This is a genomic window from Roseinatronobacter monicus, from assembly GCF_006716865.1.
GTDB classification, from domain to species: domain Bacteria; phylum Pseudomonadota; class Alphaproteobacteria; order Rhodobacterales; family Rhodobacteraceae; genus Roseinatronobacter; species Roseinatronobacter monicus.
In genome coordinates this window covers 121,660-138,469 of the sequence record NZ_VFPT01000006.1, presented here as the reverse complement: position 1 = coordinate 138,469, position 16,810 = coordinate 121,660, and the positions used below count along the sequence as shown (strand labels likewise).

General features: G+C 56.6%; 14 protein-coding genes and 1 pseudogene. 6 read left to right on the top strand and 9 right to left on the bottom strand.

The features are described 5' to 3' along the window. Positions 1-156: 156 nt before the first annotated feature. Positions 157-1,304, top strand: a protein-coding gene (locus BD293_RS22350) for an IS630 family transposase (protein WP_142084307.1) whose coding sequence is annotated in 2 segments (ribosomal slippage) — positions 157-604 and positions 604-1,304 — 1,149 coding nt in all. Because the reading frame shifts where the segments join, the coding sequence is not laid out codon by codon here. Positions 1,305-1,314: 10 nt separating this feature from the next. Here the strand turns inward: BD293_RS22350 and BD293_RS22345 are convergent. Further along, positions 1,315-2,348 (bottom strand): annotated as a pseudogene (locus tag BD293_RS22345) (IS3 family transposase); the annotation flags it as partial. Between BD293_RS22345 and BD293_RS22335 the strand changes: the two are divergent. The 5 genes from BD293_RS22335 (at position 2,314) to BD293_RS22315 (ending at position 6,409) form a co-directional block, all read left to right on the top strand. After that, complete coding sequence (locus BD293_RS22335; RefSeq protein WP_211841119.1) at positions 2,314-2,988, top strand: 5-methylcytosine restriction system specificity protein McrC; 675 nt, start codon at positions 2,314-2,316, stop codon at positions 2,986-2,988. The pseudogene BD293_RS22345 and the gene BD293_RS22335 sit on opposite strands and share 35 nt — an antisense overlap. A gap of 34 nt (positions 2,989-3,022) precedes the next feature. Next, complete coding sequence (locus tag BD293_RS22330; protein WP_170207303.1) at positions 3,023-3,511, top strand: DUF7713 domain-containing protein; 489 nt, start codon at positions 3,023-3,025, stop codon at positions 3,509-3,511. A gap of 110 nt (positions 3,512-3,621) precedes the next feature. After that, positions 3,622-4,344, top strand: a complete 723-nt coding sequence (locus BD293_RS22325) for a UPF0149 family protein (protein WP_142086021.1) — start codon at positions 3,622-3,624, stop codon at positions 4,342-4,344. Between the two features lie 365 nt (positions 4,345-4,709). After that, positions 4,710-5,144 carry a LexA family protein gene (locus BD293_RS22320; protein ID WP_142085982.1) on the top strand — a complete coding sequence of 145 codons (435 nt, stop codon included), beginning with the start codon at positions 4,710-4,712 and terminating at the stop codon, positions 5,142-5,144. Beyond that, positions 5,141-6,409 (top strand): Y-family DNA polymerase, encoded by a 1,269-nt coding sequence (locus BD293_RS22315; protein ID WP_142085981.1) that lies wholly within the window; start codon positions 5,141-5,143, stop codon positions 6,407-6,409. The genes BD293_RS22320 and BD293_RS22315 overlap by 4 nt, the downstream gene beginning before the upstream one ends. A gap of 505 nt (positions 6,410-6,914) precedes the next feature. Here the strand turns inward: BD293_RS22315 and istB are convergent. The 8 genes from istB to BD293_RS22275 form a co-directional block, all read right to left on the bottom strand. Beyond that, positions 6,915-7,673: an IS21-like element helper ATPase IstB gene (gene istB, locus BD293_RS22310; RefSeq protein WP_142079313.1), complete on the bottom strand. Its 759-nt coding sequence runs from the start codon at positions 7,671-7,673 to the stop codon at positions 6,915-6,917. A gap of 10 nt (positions 7,674-7,683) precedes the next feature. Continuing rightward, complete coding sequence (gene istA, locus BD293_RS22305) at positions 7,684-9,213, bottom strand: IS21 family transposase (RefSeq protein ID WP_142079387.1); 1,530 nt, start codon at positions 9,211-9,213, stop codon at positions 7,684-7,686. A 346-nt stretch (positions 9,214-9,559) separates the two neighbouring features. Continuing rightward, positions 9,560-10,012: a hypothetical protein gene (locus BD293_RS22300; RefSeq protein ID WP_246086453.1), complete on the bottom strand. Its 453-nt coding sequence runs from the start codon at positions 10,010-10,012 to the stop codon at positions 9,560-9,562. Between the two features lie 164 nt (positions 10,013-10,176). Next, entirely contained in the window at positions 10,177-10,446 is a 270-nt protein-coding gene (locus BD293_RS22295) for a GIY-YIG nuclease family protein (RefSeq protein WP_142085980.1), read from the bottom strand. Beyond that, positions 10,443-11,057, bottom strand: a complete 615-nt coding sequence (locus BD293_RS22290) for a plasmid pRiA4b ORF-3 family protein (RefSeq protein ID WP_142085979.1) — start codon at positions 11,055-11,057, stop codon at positions 10,443-10,445. Before BD293_RS22290 ends, BD293_RS22295 begins: the two co-directional genes overlap by 4 nt. A gap of 442 nt (positions 11,058-11,499) precedes the next feature. Then, a complete protein-coding gene (locus BD293_RS22285) occupies positions 11,500-13,518 on the bottom strand; it encodes a type IV secretory system conjugative DNA transfer family protein (RefSeq protein WP_142085978.1) in 2,019 nt (672 codons plus the stop codon). Then, a complete protein-coding gene (locus tag BD293_RS22280) occupies positions 13,511-16,168 on the bottom strand; it encodes an LPD7 domain-containing protein (RefSeq protein WP_170207302.1) in 2,658 nt (885 codons plus the stop codon). The genes BD293_RS22285 and BD293_RS22280 overlap by 8 nt, the downstream gene beginning before the upstream one ends. Further along, complete coding sequence (locus tag BD293_RS22275; protein ID WP_342781424.1) at positions 16,155-16,778, bottom strand: helix-turn-helix domain-containing protein; 624 nt, start codon at positions 16,776-16,778, stop codon at positions 16,155-16,157. The genes BD293_RS22280 and BD293_RS22275 overlap by 14 nt, the downstream gene beginning before the upstream one ends. Positions 16,779-16,810 lie beyond the last annotated feature (32 nt).

Here is a 16,810-nt window from a genome sequence, read left to right as displayed (position 1 = left end):
GTTTTGCTCGCATAGGCCTCGTCGGGGGTCAAGATGCCATGGGTCGAGTGCGGTCGTTCGGCGTTGTAATAGACTAGTGCCTCGCTTCGGGGTATTTGACAGCTTTGATTTTTTCTGAATCTCTGTGGAGCGTAGCAGCTTTCTGGGGGTGAGATGATGACAAGAGGGTGCAAGCCGAAGTATGTAGTTCGACTGACGACAGAGGAGCGTGAACACCTTGAAGGGATGATCAGAACGGGTCGGCAAGCCGCCTACAGACTGCTGAAGGCGCGGATTTTGCTGAAGGCGGATGTGTCCTCTGATGGCCCGGGATGGGAAGATGCGCGCATTGCCGAGGCATTAGAGACCAGTCTCTCGACTGTTTTCCGCACCCGGCGCCAACTTGTGGAGGAAGGGCTTGAGGCGACTTTAGCGCGCAAAGTTCCAGCGTCGCTTTCACAACCTCGGATCTTCGATGGGCAAGCCGAGGCCAAGCTGATCGCGCTTGCCTGTTCCGAACCACCCGAAGGATATACGCACTGGACACTCAGGTTGTTGGAAAAGCGGGTTGTCGAACTGGGCATTGTTGAGCAGGCCAGTGATACCACAATCCAACGCACGCTTAAAAAAACGCGCTCAAACCGCACCGGAACCGGTACTGGGTAATCCCACCCAAAGCCAACGCTGGTTTCGTGGCGGCCATGGAGAATGTGCTGGACGTCTACACCCGTCCACACGATCAAAACCGTCCGCTGGTTTGTCTGGACGAGACCAGCAAACAATTGACCCGTGAGACCCGCACACCCATTCCCATGCAGCCAGGGCGCGAGGCGCGCCATGACTACGAATATGAACGCGCAGGTGTCGCCAGCCTGTTCATGTTATTCGCTCCTCTGGAGGGCTGGCGCCACGTCGAGATACGCGATCGACGCACTGCCATCGATTATGCCCATATCCTGCGCGATCTGGCTGATCTCCACTTTCCCTATGCCGAAAAGATCGATCTCGTGCAGGATAATCTGAACACCCACAACCCTGCATCGCTGTACGAGGCTTTCCCGCCTGCCCAAGCGCGCCGCATCGCACAACGGTTCGAATGGCACTACACGCCAAAACATGGGTCTTGGCTCAACATCGCTGAATGTGAACTCAGCGTCCTCGCTCGCCAATGTCTGGCCCGGCGCATCCCGGACAAAACTATGCTGAAGGCCGAAGTCGATGCATGGACAACAAATCGCAACTCCCAACGCGCCAAAACCAACTGGCAGTTCACAACTCAAGACGCGCGCACAAAGCTTATCCGGCTTTATCCGCAAATCGAGTGAATCGCAGGACTAGCCATTTTCCGATGCCGCTGCGGGCCTGTGATCCGGTCTCAAACCCGTGCAAATAGACACATTCGTATTTGAGGGATCTCCACAGCCGTTCGATCATTCGGTTATCAATCCACCGCCCTTTGCCATCCATGCGGATCTTGATCTTCGCATCGCTTAACACGTCGATCCAATTGCCGCTGGTGAACTGTGATCCCTGGTCGGTGTTGAATATCTCCGGCGTGCCATGTTTTGCCAATGCCTCTTTCAGTGCCTCGATGCAGAACGCAGTGTCCATGCTGTTGGAAAGCCGCCAAGCTAGAACCTTGCGGCTAAACCAGTCCATGATCGCCACGAGATACAGGAAACCGCGCTGCATCGGAATATAGGTGATATCTGCACACCAGACCTGGTTTGGACGGTCAATCACGACGTTCCGTAGCAAGTATGGCCAGATTTTATGCTGCGGGTGTTTCTTGCTGGTATTCGGCTCTTGGTAGATCGGCACCAAACGCATGAGGCGCATCAAGCGGCGGACACGATGCCGCCCGCATGCGTGGTTGTTGCGCTTCATATGACGTGCCATTTGGCGCGATCCGTACCACGGCGTCTCCAAGAACTGCTTGTCGATGATCGCCATAAACCGCAGGTTCTCGGCGCTCTCGCCCTTTGGCTCATAGTACAAATTCGACCGCACCAGGGTCAGCAGCGCACACTGGCGACGGACGCTCAACTTGTGATCCTTGCTCACCATTTTTTGCCTCGCGTCCCGAGCAACTGGTGCGAGGCATTGGCCAAAAAATCCCGTTCCACCACAAGCTGGCCAATCTTGGAATGCAGCTTATCGACGTCAGCCGCACTTACCTGCTCCGGGGCTGCACCGCGCCGCGCAAAAGTTGCCGCCATGTTCTCTATCGCCGCGCGCTTCCAAGTGCCGATTTGTGTCGGATGAACATCGTACTTCTTCGACAGCTCCGCCAGCGTCAGCTCCTCGCGGATCGCTTCAAGCGCAACCTTGGCTTTGAACTCTGGCGAATGGTTCTTTCGTTTCTTCATTCTGGATCATTTCTCTCATCATGCAATCCACCTTAACAACTGGTCCGAAATTCCGCGACCACCTCTGTTCCTGTCAGACCGGCATCAGCAGACCAGCGCAGGATCGATCGATGGTCACGCCCTTCTTTTTGAGATGAACACCCTTTTCGAGAACTATGTCGCCCGTCTGCTGCCCCGCGCCCTGGCTGGCAGCGGTCTGCGGGTCGTGGCGCAAGGCGGTCATCGCGACTGCCTGTTTGAAGGGGAGACGGGTCGTTTTCGGACGAAACCTGACGTGATTATCCGGCAGGGTGAGAGGGTCGTCATGGTGATCGATACGAAATGGAAGCGGATGACACCGCAGATCGACGATCCGAAACAGGGCGTCAGCCAGGGGGATGTCTATCAGCTGATGGCCTACAGCCAGCTTTATGACTGCCCGAACGTCATGCTGCTCTACCCGCATCATGGCGCGCTGCCGCCCGACCCGATCTGCACGCGCTATGCGATCGGCGCTAGGGATTCTGCGGCGATCCTCTCTGTGGCGACATTGAATGTTACCGGCGCGTCGCAACGGCATGTGCTTGATTTGATGAGGTTGATCGAGCAATCTTTGTCCATCCCGACCGCGATGCATCCTGTATTAGCGGCACAATCGTGACAATAGAGCCCTGTCATTCATTTGGAGACCTGCCTTGCGCTTTCGGCGACCACCTCAATCGACAATCGATCAAGTACATATCTCGCGAGAGGGCGAGTCAGCGATCATTGAGTATGCAGATGCTGCCTTTGGGGTCGTGAATTTCAAACTCGGCCCCGAGATCGATACGCTGACCGATCGTGAAATCCTTGAGATGTTCAATGCCGTGATCGCGGCCCAAGAGGCGAGTATCGCCGATCCGGCCAATCGACCGATTGAAATCCCGAAAGGACGGCCGCAAATCGAATGGCTTGACGATTTCCAGCAATGGTTTGCCCGCGGTGATGTCCTGAAATGTGAGGTGTCAGATAACGAGAATGGCGATCTTGTCGTGTATATCGATGACAAGGAACTGGATGCCGAAGCGTTCCTGCAATTGATCAGGCCGTTCGCAGGATGGGGCATGCGCATCACCTTCATGGACGGATCCCAAATCCATGATGAGCCTGCTGTGATCGTGCGCGATCCGGATGATGACAATTGAGAATAGCGACGGTAGAGAACGTGAGCCGAGCTGCTGCTGTCCTTGTATTGGTGCTGCTGCCCAATTATCCAGATCGTCAGATAGCCAAATACCCATGATCGGAGCCGCTCATGCACACTCAAACGCAAATCAACACCCTGGCAGCGGTGCTGGACGATGTTGAAGTGATGCCTGATGCGATGTGTGTCAGTGAGTTGGACGGTTATGTCGCGGGCCTGCTGCTATGCCCGGAATTAATCACATCAAGTGAATGGCTGCCAGAAGTTTGGGGCCTTGATATTGCGCCAGCATTCCGCAGTCAGAAGCAGGCGGAAAAAGCGATATCTGCAGTCATGCAACATTATAACCGGGTTGCTGAACGCCTTGCATCTGATCAAGAGCCGTATTCGATCGTGCTTGAATATGACAACGAAGATGAAACGGCATATTGGCAGTTTTGGATTGCAGGCTTCGAGCAGGCCATGAGGCTGAGCCCTGAGGCATGGAACGTCTATCTCGATTGCGGCGACCGCAACACGGAAACTGGTTTCGCCGTCATGGCCTCTCTGATCGATATCGAAACTTTGGAGAGCGATCTGCCAGATGAAAAGCAGGCAGAAATGGCGCAAGCCGCGCCAGAGCTCATCCCGATGGCTGTCACCGCCATGAATTCATGGTTGAAGCGGCAGCAGACTGTGTTTGCGGGCGCGCGGCCGAATGCCCTGCCATTGCCCGTCAATTCCAACGTCATGCCCGTGCAGGCATACAAGATCGGGCGAAATGATCCTTGCCCCTGTGGCAGCGGAAAGAAGTACAAGAAATGCTGCCTTCTCGAGCGTAGTGACGGGGAATGACGGCCATTGCCATACTGAGCGGCGTGGTGCATGCGCGCCAGGATGGCGATCTTTGCGAGCGGGCCACGCGAAACTGAAAGCTCCATCACTCAGCATTGTGCGCGTGCCAACCGCAAGCCCACCAGGCGCAGCGCCCCCCCTACGTGAGGGTCGGCGCTTGGACCTATTCTCACGCAGCGGCACTCCCGGCGTCACCCCCCCCCCGGGATATCGGCGATACGTTCAACTGCAGCGCGGTTCTCGGGGATTGGCGAGATGAGCTTTGCTTTGCTCAGGATATGGCATTGCATAGTCGCTTGACTGCGCGCGACATCACCACGTATCAGTTGCGATAGAACATTTGGGGAACGAAGAAGGATTCGCGGATGCCAGTCTATCCGATAGAAGCCCCTGTCCCAGCAGAGGGCAAATCAGTACCGCTTTTGCTGGTGCGCGCCAGCGCGGGTTTTCCATCGCCAGCTGGAGATGACCTTGAGGATGAAATCGATCCCATTGCATGGGTAGTGCGCCACCCTGCATCAACATTTTGGTGGCGCGTAGAGGGTGATTGTCTTTGGGATATCGGGATACGTGACGGGGACATCATCGCGGTTGACCGTGCAGGCAAGCGGCGATTGGGGCGCGCCGTTCTGGCAATTGTCGATGGCGCTGTAACTGCCAAGATACTGCGCAAAAGAGATGGCAGGTTCTATCTGGCACCTGCCAACAGCCAGGAAAGCTTCCCCGATATCGAGTTGACAGAGGATAGCGAGATCTGGGGAGTGATTGCCGGAGTTGTGCGGCGATATGATTTGGCGTGACGCGGCCAATTGCGATAAGCGACAGCGCGAATTTCTACGTCAGCGCAGAACGGATCTTTGATCCGACCCTGAGGGGCGTGCCGGTTATTGTGCTGTCAAACAATGATGGCTGTGCTGTTGCGCGCAGCGATGAGGCCAAGGCGCTTGGTATCAAGATGGGAGCCCCCCTGCATCTGATCCGCGACAAGGTCGAGGCCCATGGGGTCCGGGTTTTCTCTTCTAACTATACGCTTTATGGCGACATCAGCCGACGGGTTGTTGCGGTGTATGAAGATTATACGCCAAATGTCGAAGTATATTCGATTGATGAGTGCTTTCTCGACTTTGGGGGGCTCAAAGACCGTGTTGCTCATGCGAAATCCATGCGACATGATGTGCTGCGCCGAGTGGGTATGCCAGTTCGCGTTGGCATCGCCGCCACAAAGACGCTCGCCAAATGCGCCAATGATATTGCCAAGAAGAACCCTATTTTCAGCGGTGTCTTGGACATGACGGATCCAACATTAGCGGATTGGCTTTTGCCACTTGTGCCGGTCGGAGATATTTGGGGCATAGGGCGCAAGACTGAGGGAAAGCTGCGCAGAATAGGGATAAATTCGGCTGCCGATCTGCGCGCTATGCCCCTGCGCCAGGCGCGGGCTATGGGCACCGTAATGTTGGAACGCACAGTGCTTGAGTTGCAGGGCGAGCCGTGTATTGCATTTGATGATGTTGAGCCTCAAAGGAAGGGCATGGCCGTCACGCGCTCCGCGGGCACCCCGATGTTGGATTTCGAGACGGTGTTTGAAGCACTAACAGCGCATGCTACGCGTGCTGCGGAAAAGTTACGGCATCACAACCTTGTCGCCGGCACGCTGACAGTATTTTTTCATACGAACCGTCACCGCGCAGACAAACCTCAATATACGGGATCACGAACGACGCGTCTTATCCCGATGACGTCAGACACTTTTGATCTTGTTGCGGCCGCCAAGCGGTGTGCATTGGCCGCCTGGCCGAATACCGGGGAAAAGCTTTATGCCTTTACCAAGGCCGGGGTCTTACTGGATGACCTTTTGCCATTTGAGCAGCGGCCGAGAACACTTTTTGATGTGCCGCGTGGCTCGCCAAGGTTGATGACAGCGCTGGATCAAGTCAACAAGCGCTTTGGCAAAAAAACCCTCATCCTTGCCAGTGAGGGTATGTCCCGGTCCTGGCAATTGCGGGCCGATCATCGTAGCCCACGTTATACAACACGGATCTCGGATCTCCCTGTCGTGAGGTAATTTGCTATTCTTGGCGGGCAAACGAAGTTTCCATTGGCCACCATTTTCAGGGCTGTTGCTGAAGCGGTTAATTTCGGCTGAGACTGCTCAATCTGCTCAGAATGTCCGTTGACGGTAAACTTTCCCGGGTTCCTCAAACTGCGTGGCGCTCCCTGAAACTTGAAAATGCAGGCGGATAGGCGCAGTTTCGTAGAAACATTGATTGCCTGGCAGCGATGCCTGCCGCCCTCAGGGCTGCCCGCATCCTCGAGGAAGCGGGCAGGGGGCGGTCTAGGATTGTGGATCGCCTTTCTTAATGTATCGCGCTGGCGAAGCTGGAGGCTGCGTCGCCATGGTTTGAAACACCGTAAGGTGCGCAGCTCCGCTTTGAGGCGATTTTACTGCATTAAGGTGCAGCATGCGTATTCCGGCGCATCCGCCCACCCATTCCGACAACATGCGCCCACCTGTTCCGGGGTATTCGCCCACCTGTGACGCGTTGCCGTGAGGCAGCGTGTTTTGGTTATCAGTCCTGAGGGGTTTCGTCACCCATTTTGGTGATGGTCTTGCGCATGGATTGGCCCTCGAGTTCGAGACGGTAGGCGTTGTGAACGATGCGATCGAGGATGGCATCGGCGAATGTGGGTTCGCCGATGACGTCATGCCAGGCTTTGATGGGTAATTGGCTGGTGATCATCGTTGAGCCGCGCCCGTAACGCTCTTCGACGATCTCCATGAGATCGCGGCGTTGCGGTGATGTCAGCCTGTCTGGGCCCCAGTCGTCCAAGATCAGCAATTGCGCCTTCGTGATGCTGCGGAACAAGCGGGGGAAGCGTCCGTCACCATGGGACAGCTCCAATTCCTCGAAGAGGCGCGGCATCCGTTTGTAGACCACAGTCACGCCGTCACGACAGGCTGCCTGGGCCAGTGCGCAGCCAAGCCAGGTCTTGCCGACGCCACAGGGGCCAGTGATGATCAGATTACGCTTGTCGGTGATCCATCTGCCTGTGAGCAGGCTTTGGAACAGCGCTTTGTCGAGGCCACGGCGTGCGCGGTAATCAACATCTTCCGGGCTGGCGCCAACATGGCGCAGCCTGGCAGTCCGCATGCGAGCCTCAAACCTCTTTGTTTCTCGGCTTGCGACCTCACGGTCAACGAGCAAGCCAAGCCATTCAGCATGGCCGAGATCGGCAGTTGCATCTTGCATCTGCAGTTCGGCAAAGGCTTCGGCCATGCCGTCCAGCCTGAGGGCTTTAAGGTGATGAAGGGTTGGATGGTCGAGCATTGTGTTCCTTTCAATGGAAGTAATCGGCGCCACGGATATTGGGGTGGGTGATGGCAGGCTCGTCCGTGGCGCGGGTGCGGGGCCTGCTCTCAAGCCCATTCTTGAGAATGGACAGGAGTGACGAATAGGATCTGGCGTTGATTTCGAGCGCACGGCGACAGGCCGCATCAAGTCGGTCGCGGCCAAACTTGTCGGCCAGCCGGATCACCCCAAGGCAGGTGCGATAGCCCTGTTCCGGGTGCTTGCGCTCGCGCATCACGACCTCAACGAAGATGGCCACGTTTGGCCCAACGCGAGCCGCACGTGCTTTGATACGCTCTGGCGTCCAGTCATCGCGGAATTGGTGGTGCGCTGGCATGTGATCGCGCAGCGTAGAGTGCTTCCCGTTGCTGGACGTCCTGACATGAGAGGCGACACGCTGCCCGAGATGGAAGACTTCGATGGTGCGGCCTGTGATCCGCGCCCACAGCTCTTTCTTCAGCAGCTGATAGGGCACGGAGTAATAATGCTTGTCGATCGCGACGTGGTAATCGAACCCGGCGCGGCACTTCTTCCATTCAGCATAAACATACGATGCTACCGGCAGCGACTTCAGGGCGGGTTTGTCCAGCTGTTCAAAAAGCTGTCTGCGGCTGGCCCCGAGGTGACGCGAGACCTTGTCGTTGAGCCTGTCAAGCAACGGCTTGATGGCCGCGTTCAACTCAGCAAGGCTGAAGAACTGGCGGTTGCGCAGCCGTGCCAGTATCCAGCGTTCAGCCAGCAATACCCCACCCTCTGCCTTCGCCTTATCTTTGGGCTTATATGGCCTCGCCGGGACAACGGCCGTGTCGTAATGCGCGGCCATATCTGCGTAAGTCCGGTTGATTACGGGGTCGTAAAAGCACGCCTTGGTGACCCCTGCCTTCAAATTGTCCGAGACGATCTGGGCGGTCACACCACCGAAGAAATCCAAAGCGCGGACATGGCTTGCGATCCAATCCGGTAGGGATTGCGTCCAGGTCGCCTCGACAAATGTATAGTTCGATGCCCCCAGAACAGCGACAAACACCTGTGCCGTGCGCACCTCCCCGGTCTCGGGGTCAATCACATCGATCGTATGGCCGGCATAATCGACGAACAGGCGCTCACCTGCAGGATGACGCTGTCGCATCACCGGCGACAGCTTGCCTTCCCATCGCGTGTAAAGTTCGCAAAACCGAGAGTATCCATACCCATCAGGATGATCAGCGCGATATTCTTCCCACAGCAGCGATAACGTCACGCCCTTGCGGCGCAACTCGCGGTGAATGTAGGGCCAATTTGGTTGCGCCGCGATCCGCTGGGTATTCTGATAAGGACGGTGGAACAGGCAGCGCTCAAGGTCAGTGTCGGACATCTCAATCGGTAGTGGCCAGGCCAGACCCAACTCCCTGGCGCGATCGAGGTAACCCCGCAGGGTTGTTCGACCAACCCCAAGGCTTGCAGCGATCTGACGGGTCGAAAGCCCCTCGGCTGATAGCCGCAAAACATCTCGTATCTTCCGCATCGGCAATCTCTTCATCGGGCTTCCTTCGTACCAAAAAAGGCGGAAGGTAGCCGGTTACAGATTGCCTCGCAGCAGCATGTCACAGGGGTGGGCGGATACCCCGGAATCCCTGGGCGGATAAAATCGGAACGGGTGGGCGCATCAAATCGGAATCGCTGGGCGCATCACCCCGGAATACGCAGTGCAGCACTCGTATCGCCATACAATATGTTGTATTTTTGGGCTTGTGGAATCGGGTCTGCGCGGCTTACGTTCTGTGCAGATCGCGACTTCGCCTTAGTGTCGATCTGCTCTTGAGCCAGCAACCGCCCGTGCTGTCTCGCATGCCTCACTCTGGGCCAGCTTCGTGCTGGCCCATTTTTCATTTGCCGATCTGGCGCTGTTCGAGGTTTTCGTCATCGCCATCAGATTTCATGACATTGGCGATAAGGTGGTTCAGGGTATCGTTGAAATAGATGGTCAGTTCGCGGTGCAAGGTTTGGAATTCCCGCGCGATGGTTCGCTCGAATGAGGATTTCTCAACGCGTACCATGACGGTGGTGCGGCGCTGGCGCGGATAGCGATAGGGCTTGACGTCATGTTTGCGGCACAGAGCCACAAACAGGCGGACGGCCCAGACATCTGGCAAGGAGTATTGCAATTCAATCTCGGGCTCATCGTGCGGTGAGCTTCCGATATCCAGCCGGGATTGAAGCCGCTCGAGAGCGGCTCCTGCGGCGGCGCGTTCGCCCGGGGTTGCGCCACGCGCGAACAAAGCCTCGAGTTTTGCCAGTTTATCCCTGATGTCGTCTTGATTGCGCATGCCGCTGTCCATCTGAGCCAATTTCTGGTGGCCTAGACCACCGGGGCGCGATGGGGTCAAGCTAGGCGGGAATAATATCGACGCACTCGCAATGCTGGCACCTTTATGCAGACGATCATGAGTTGGAAGATATTCTCGCAAGATGAACTTCTGACACGGGATACAACGCGGTGCTTCTAGCTGGGGTAATCAAAACCCTGCGCGGACAAGGCCAGGTTTCGGCGCAGGTGCCGATCCCGTTTGAGATGCCATTCGCGGCGCATGGCCTCTATGCGGGTTGGCAGCCGTTCGGCATAAATCAGACACCATACGTTTCCGCGTGTCGATTTTGCGCCCTTGCCTGAATTATGCTCAGCCAACCTGCGCTCAAGATCAAGCGTCCAGCCCACATAGGTGCGATACCCCTGCACTGTCTGGCTGCCCAGAACATAAACGAACCCGCTCACGAGGGCGTCTTGCCTGCCCTGCCGCGATGTCTCATCAACGGACCGCGCCGCCGCGCAGCAATACTACCAATGATCATGTGCAGGCGGCGCGCTTCAATATCATCGGGATCGAATGGGTTTCCATACCACTCCTTCATCCGCTCATGCTGCTCGTGCTCTGGATCTGCCCTCGCTTCGAGAAACTCTTCAAGCCCGCTGAGGCCGCCGACATCTTCTGGGGGCCCACGGCGGGCTCCAGAAATGAAACATGGGTATTCGACATCGGCGTCCCCCTGACGGACGTCTCCAATGCTGATCCGATGCCGCCAATTATCACCGAAGTCGTACACATAGATGAATTCACGAACACCACGCTCGAGCACGGTTGTGAGACGCAGCGCGCTAGCCTTGAAGACCTTACGCTCATACATGACGTCGTCAGAACACGGCACCCCGTAAACCTTGTCCCCAATCTCGAATTCGTAGAGGTGATAGTCCCACCACCCCATCACGACCTGTATGATCTCATGCATCCCAGCCGATGTGGTCGAGAGTGGCACGTCCAGTTCACGCCAGACCAATGGGTTCGTGTCTTCGATTTCGATTCTGATGCGCGCGATGGGTTCGATCATGGGCGGCAACAATCATCTTGGTGCATTGAGCGCATGGCAACCTCCAGCATGAGCGTCAGAATATCGGGTTCGTCCCAACAAAGGAACGTAAAGCGACAATAGGGTTTGCGGCATTGCGTTGATTTGACAACCTTATTCTTGATTTTGTTCCTCCTGTTTTCATATCATTGCTACGCGACCCTTTTCGGGGGCACGATACCGAGCGTGCCGCGGAGCTTTTCTTCTGAGAAGTCGTACGCGCCCAGCATGTTGATGTGCGCCCATGACATGGGCGCAGGCGCAGCTGGTTTTCCCTGGCCTCAGCGTCCGGTGCCTTTTCGACCTGTCTGGTCCTGCACTCAGCCGTAATCTACCCCTGGCGCTGCGGATGAAAGATTTCTTCGCCTAGCACGGCGAATTTTGGGTGCGAGTGGATTTGCTCATGGATACCTCTCTCTTGTCGTTATGCGGCATTGTCGGATTCTTCCAAGGTGTTGATTGCGTATTCTATTTTCTCGATATTTTCGGAGGTTTTGGATACCTTCGACTGCATATCTGCAATGATGGCCTTGGTTTGGTTCCGTCCACGCTTCAATGGCAGTCTGACGTCTGGCGGATCGTCATGTACGACTTCCACTTGCAGCAGCTTTTCAATATCGGCCTTCGACATGACCATGCGGCCACGACGAACAGTGACTTCGGGTAATGGCAAAGGCGTCGCGGCTTGTTTCTTTGCCTCGGCCTGATGCACGGCGATGAGGCTGGCAGTCTGGTGCGCAACGGCAGCCGCCACGTATTTATCGAGGTCAGCGACGGCCACCACGTCGGTATCGCCAAGAGGGTATGGGTATGGACCTGTCTGGCGCTCGAATATAGGGCCGAGCTTGAGGTCTTCGAAGTATTTGATGCGTTTGGCGCGGGCCGGATGCTGTCCGTCAATGACAAGAATAATATCGTCGAGGCTGAGCCGCGCGGATTCATCTTCGGTGAGCAGCGGACGCTCTTCCGTGCGCTCGCTGATATTTGCATTGAAGACGCCACGGCCCAAACCGCGCGAGCGCGAAACAACCCGTTTCGTGGTCATGCCGACACTCTCGCTGAGTTCTGTTGTCGTGCGCTTTTCCGATGGTGTCATATAGAGCTTGACCCCAGCCCCCCCTTGCAACGACAGCCGTGTGTTTTCTCCATAGATTTCATCCAACGCAGGGATGGTTTGGGTGATGATCGCTAGGTTCCCGCCGTATGATCGCAGGGTTTTGATACTTTCCGCCACGATGGGCATTTTGCCCAGCTTGTCAAATTCGTCGAGCATGATCATGACCGGCCAAGGCTCGTCTTCGCGCGGCTCATGGTGTTGCAAGCACGCAATCAGATCAGAGAAAAACAACCGGATGAGCGGCGCCAATGGTTTGACGTCGTCAGGAGATACGACCAAATAAACGGTCTGCGACGTTTCGCGGAAGGTCGAGAAATCAAAGTCGGATGCCGATGTGGCACGATCAATCGTCGGGTTGTCCCACGCGCTCAGGCCGGAAGTCATGAGAAGAGACAGATAGGATGTGAGCGTTCTGTCATTCGTGGATGCCATGCGCTGGAAAATAAGTTTCGCAGGCTCGCTCTGAACCTGCTCGGCATACATCGCATACTGCTCATTCTTATTGCCCCCCGACGCTGCCAGACGGTAAATCTTTCCGATAGTAGGCGATCCTTGCTCCATGGCAAGGATGCCGCAGGCGACAAAGAGATCGATCCCGCCTTCCAGAAGACCTTTGGCGTTATCACCTTCTGCTTGCAGGAACAGATTGGCGGTCTTGCGCAACTCCATCTGGCGCTGATCCGGGTTCTTCAGTTTGGCGATGCGCAATAGCGGATTGTAGCGATGCGTGGGTTTATCCCAGTCAACAGGCGCAAATCTCCAGATTTGATCGCCGCGCGACAACCGCTTGCGCGAGGTCTTGTCGAAGTTTTCGCCCTTCACATCGAGGACAACCGCAGAGCCTACATAGGTCAGAAGGTTCGGGATCACGAAGCCGGTGCCCTTGCCCCGCCCTGTCGGCGCGACAATAAGACAGTGCGGGAAGGCCGTCGAGCAAAGATACTTGGCGTCGGATTTGGGCGCGCCCATTTTTCCAAGCAGAAAGCCCTGCCCCGGCTTCTCGAAGAAACCGTTTTTCTTCAATTCGCGCTTGGTTTGCCAATGGGTTTCACCAAAGCGCGTCAGTCCCTCATGGACCAGGAACGAGCCAGCCAGCATCGCTCCCAGAATTGAGAACAGGAAGATGAACTGGATGACTTGCCACGCGTTGCTATGGTGAAGCCGGAGTGCGTCGCGCTGATCCCATAGCAGAGTCCAATCCACGGATTGCGCTGCCGCGAAGCCATAGATCTTCACGTTGATATAGCCAGTGGCAATGATGTAGCCCAAGGCCACTCCGAGAAGCGCGAAGAGCGCGATACCGATGAACAGTTTTCCTTTACCCATGATCGATACCTCTGTCTTGCGCGCGTCGCGCAGCCAAATCTTCTCTATATGCTTCGGAAACCTGTTTCAGGGCTTCGGGGGATTGACCGTCTGCCTTCAGGTAATCATGCGCGACGCGAAGCTGTTGGCTGTCGGTCCCTACACCATCAAGGGCAGAAACATCGCCCTCCTTGAGCCGCGCCAATTCGTCGGGGGTGAGCCGTTCTTCAACGGCTTGTTTGTATTTCGCTGCATCCTCGGCGTCAGCGGGTGATGGCATTTTTGCGAGATCGGATTTGGCCGCGACAAGAGCCACACCTGCAGTCGCAGCCGTCACCGTGGTTGCGGCGACAAGTCCGCGCTGGATGTCGCTGACATCCCAAGAACGGCGCATCGCATCATGCTTGACGACATCGCCGGTCCTAGGATCGCGCTCTGTGAAAGTGACTTGCTGCGTTCCAGTGGACGTTAGCGTGATCTTGTCGCCAGCCTTGATATTGTTGTCGTTGGCAACTTCTGAAAGACCCTTGCCCCATACGTCATGCATGCGTCCGTCTTCCAGACGAAGGCGCACAAAGTAGGACTCCGCCGCGTCTTTCTCATTCTTATAGGGAGCTTCGCCATGCGCGACGACTTCACCGCGCACCCCTTGAGCATAGTTGATCGCTTCGGGCGTCTGCTTGGTGGCGGATTGCGCGGACGTGTTACGATCAGCGCCGGTGCCCCGCTCGGAAACCGGTGTATCCGTGCGGGTCACTGTTCGTGCCCGTTCGAGATCGCCCCGCCGCGCCGCTTCTTCGATATCGCGCTCGTTCGGCTTGTAACCTTCGACTGTGATCCCTTTCGCGGCCCCCTCAATCCAGACTTCGCGCCGGAAGTCCTGCGGGCCAGAGACCTTCATCGACTCCCATCCGCGATGCGCGGCAAGATTAACCATATCAAGCGCCGTGGCCTTGTCGCACGCCTTTGTGGACAGGGAACTGCCCTCATCCACAAAGGCGGGGCGCTCATCATTATAGTTGCGGTAGAACTCTTGCTTGTCGGCATCCTTGGTGACGACAAAGCGTTCATAATAGGATGCGGGCGTATCCAGGGGTTCAAGCTGCCTGCCCTCTTCTGAAATACTGGTGGCTGCAACATCGCCGTTGCGAGAGGCGCTGATATTTTGCGCAGAGATGTCTCTGTGCCGGACGGCCTCAAGCTGTTCTGTTGTCAACTCCATACCGGTCGCATCGCTGATGCGATCATAGATGTCATCCAGCTTTTCCACTGCGGTATCGAGATCTTGCGGATCAGACAAATCCAGCCCATCGCGTTCTGCGATGACTTTAATATCACAGAGCGTCCATTGCTGTTCGAGCGCAGCGTTGGGTGCACCTGCCTTCAGGCGCTCAATTATTTCATCGGCGTCCAAGCCGGTATCCTTGACGACCTCGCGCAAAGCCGTGTCACCTGATGCTTCGATATTGGCGGCTGCGATCTCTGCGTTATCTTTGGCATAAATACCCAGATCACTGGCCCGCGCCTCATAGTCTTCCACACGCTGGCTCTCGGGCAATGCCTTATTCAAGATGGCGTGGGCTTCGTTCAGCCGCGCCTCCAAGGTCGGCCTTTCAGCAGGCGTCGCCTGTTCCATCTTTGTATCAGCATCATCCAGCGCCCTCTCAAGACGCTGAAGCGCGTCATTAAACCGTTCTGTCTGCTCCACTGGAATACCTCCGTAATTTTCGGGAATAATTGGCCGGCCCGCCGTCAGATCAGCGCCAGCTCGGTCGAGGTTTTCGGCGAGATCACCAAGCCGCGTATATGTGACAGAACCCTTGCCCTCGAAGTTGGTATGATCGATGGCCGAGATGCCGCGCGCAAGCGCCGCCAGCGCAGAATAGTTCTGGGCGTGTTTCGCGATAACACTCTGGGCATACTCAAGATCAGCCCCTGTTCTGGGTCGCTCGGCGCGCTGGCCATCGCGGTAATCGGCATCGGTCGCCGGGCGGTGAACATGGCCGCGCTCGAGCCGCGTTGAGGCTTCAAGATCAACCCCGTGATAGCGCCCCAACTCTGCGATCACCTGCTTGTAGTTTTCATAGCTGTGCTCTGTGCCCGCACGCAGCGTGAACAGCCCGTGATCTTCGCTGTGGCGATTGACGACGATATGCGCATGAGGGTGATGGCGGTCGCTATGGGTCGCCGCCACAAAGTCGTATTTGCCCTCGAACATTTCCTCGCAGAAACGCTGCGTGATCCCCTGAACAGCGCGCGCATCTGTCTCCGGGGGGAATGACACAATCAGATGCGCGGTATGGCCGGCTCTCGGTGCGGTTTTCCAATCATCTGACCAGCGATCAACGACCTCGCGCAGCTCACTGGGGGCCAGCGACCCCTCCCGCTCCAATGTGCCCGAGGACTCGATAACGACATCGGCCTTGCCCGTGACATATTCGAGTTGGTTCCCAAGCTGCCTGCTGTTCACGCAGCCGCCGCCGCGCACCAACTTTACGACAATTGACCGGTTGCCACTGGCCGCGCGGGCCATCTCCTGCTGTCGCCCAAAGCGGGAACCACGCCCTCCGCCCCTGGGCTTGCTCTGCTCACCACGCCCGCCCGCGCTTTTCGTCCAGCCCTCGTCAAACAGCGCGCCGGTCACCTCGGCAACAGCATCATTCCGTGCCATCTTGTGCCCCCAACACGATGGCGCGGAAGGCGGCATCTCGATCCCGCGCTTTGTCGGCTTTCAAGACCGATATCTGCGCGCGCGCAGCTTTCAGGTCATCCCGTAATTCTTTGAGAAGCGCGGCGTCAGTCTTGGTGAGTTTGCGGTCTTTCGGGTGAAGCTGGAAGTCATTGAGACGTCGCGCGATCTGATTGACGTTCGTGCCAATGGCCACAAAGGCGCGATCGAGCCCCCGAAGCGCAGCGACAAGTTCATCATCCGGCGTCAGAAATCCAGCCGGATGACGCACGAAGGCGCGCAGCGCGTCGGACTTTTGTTCAAACCCAAGCTTTGAAATTATCGCCTCAAAGGCGCGGATATCAGTGCGGGGCACGCGCACAGAGACCATCGCGGTGTCGGTTTTAGCCTCGACGCGCGCCACCCCGGCATCACGAACGACCCTTCGGATTGTGGCTTCACTCACCCCAAAGCGCTCTGCCAGGGCTTTTGTGCCAGCCCCTTTACGCTTCTGCGCAATGACTGCAGCCTGTTGCTTTTGCGACAGGCGGGGCTTGCGTCCAGTAGTTTTGATCGTGTGTGTAGTCAATAACCATTTCCTGCCATACAACACACATCTAACTACATCCTCACCAAACCAGCGTC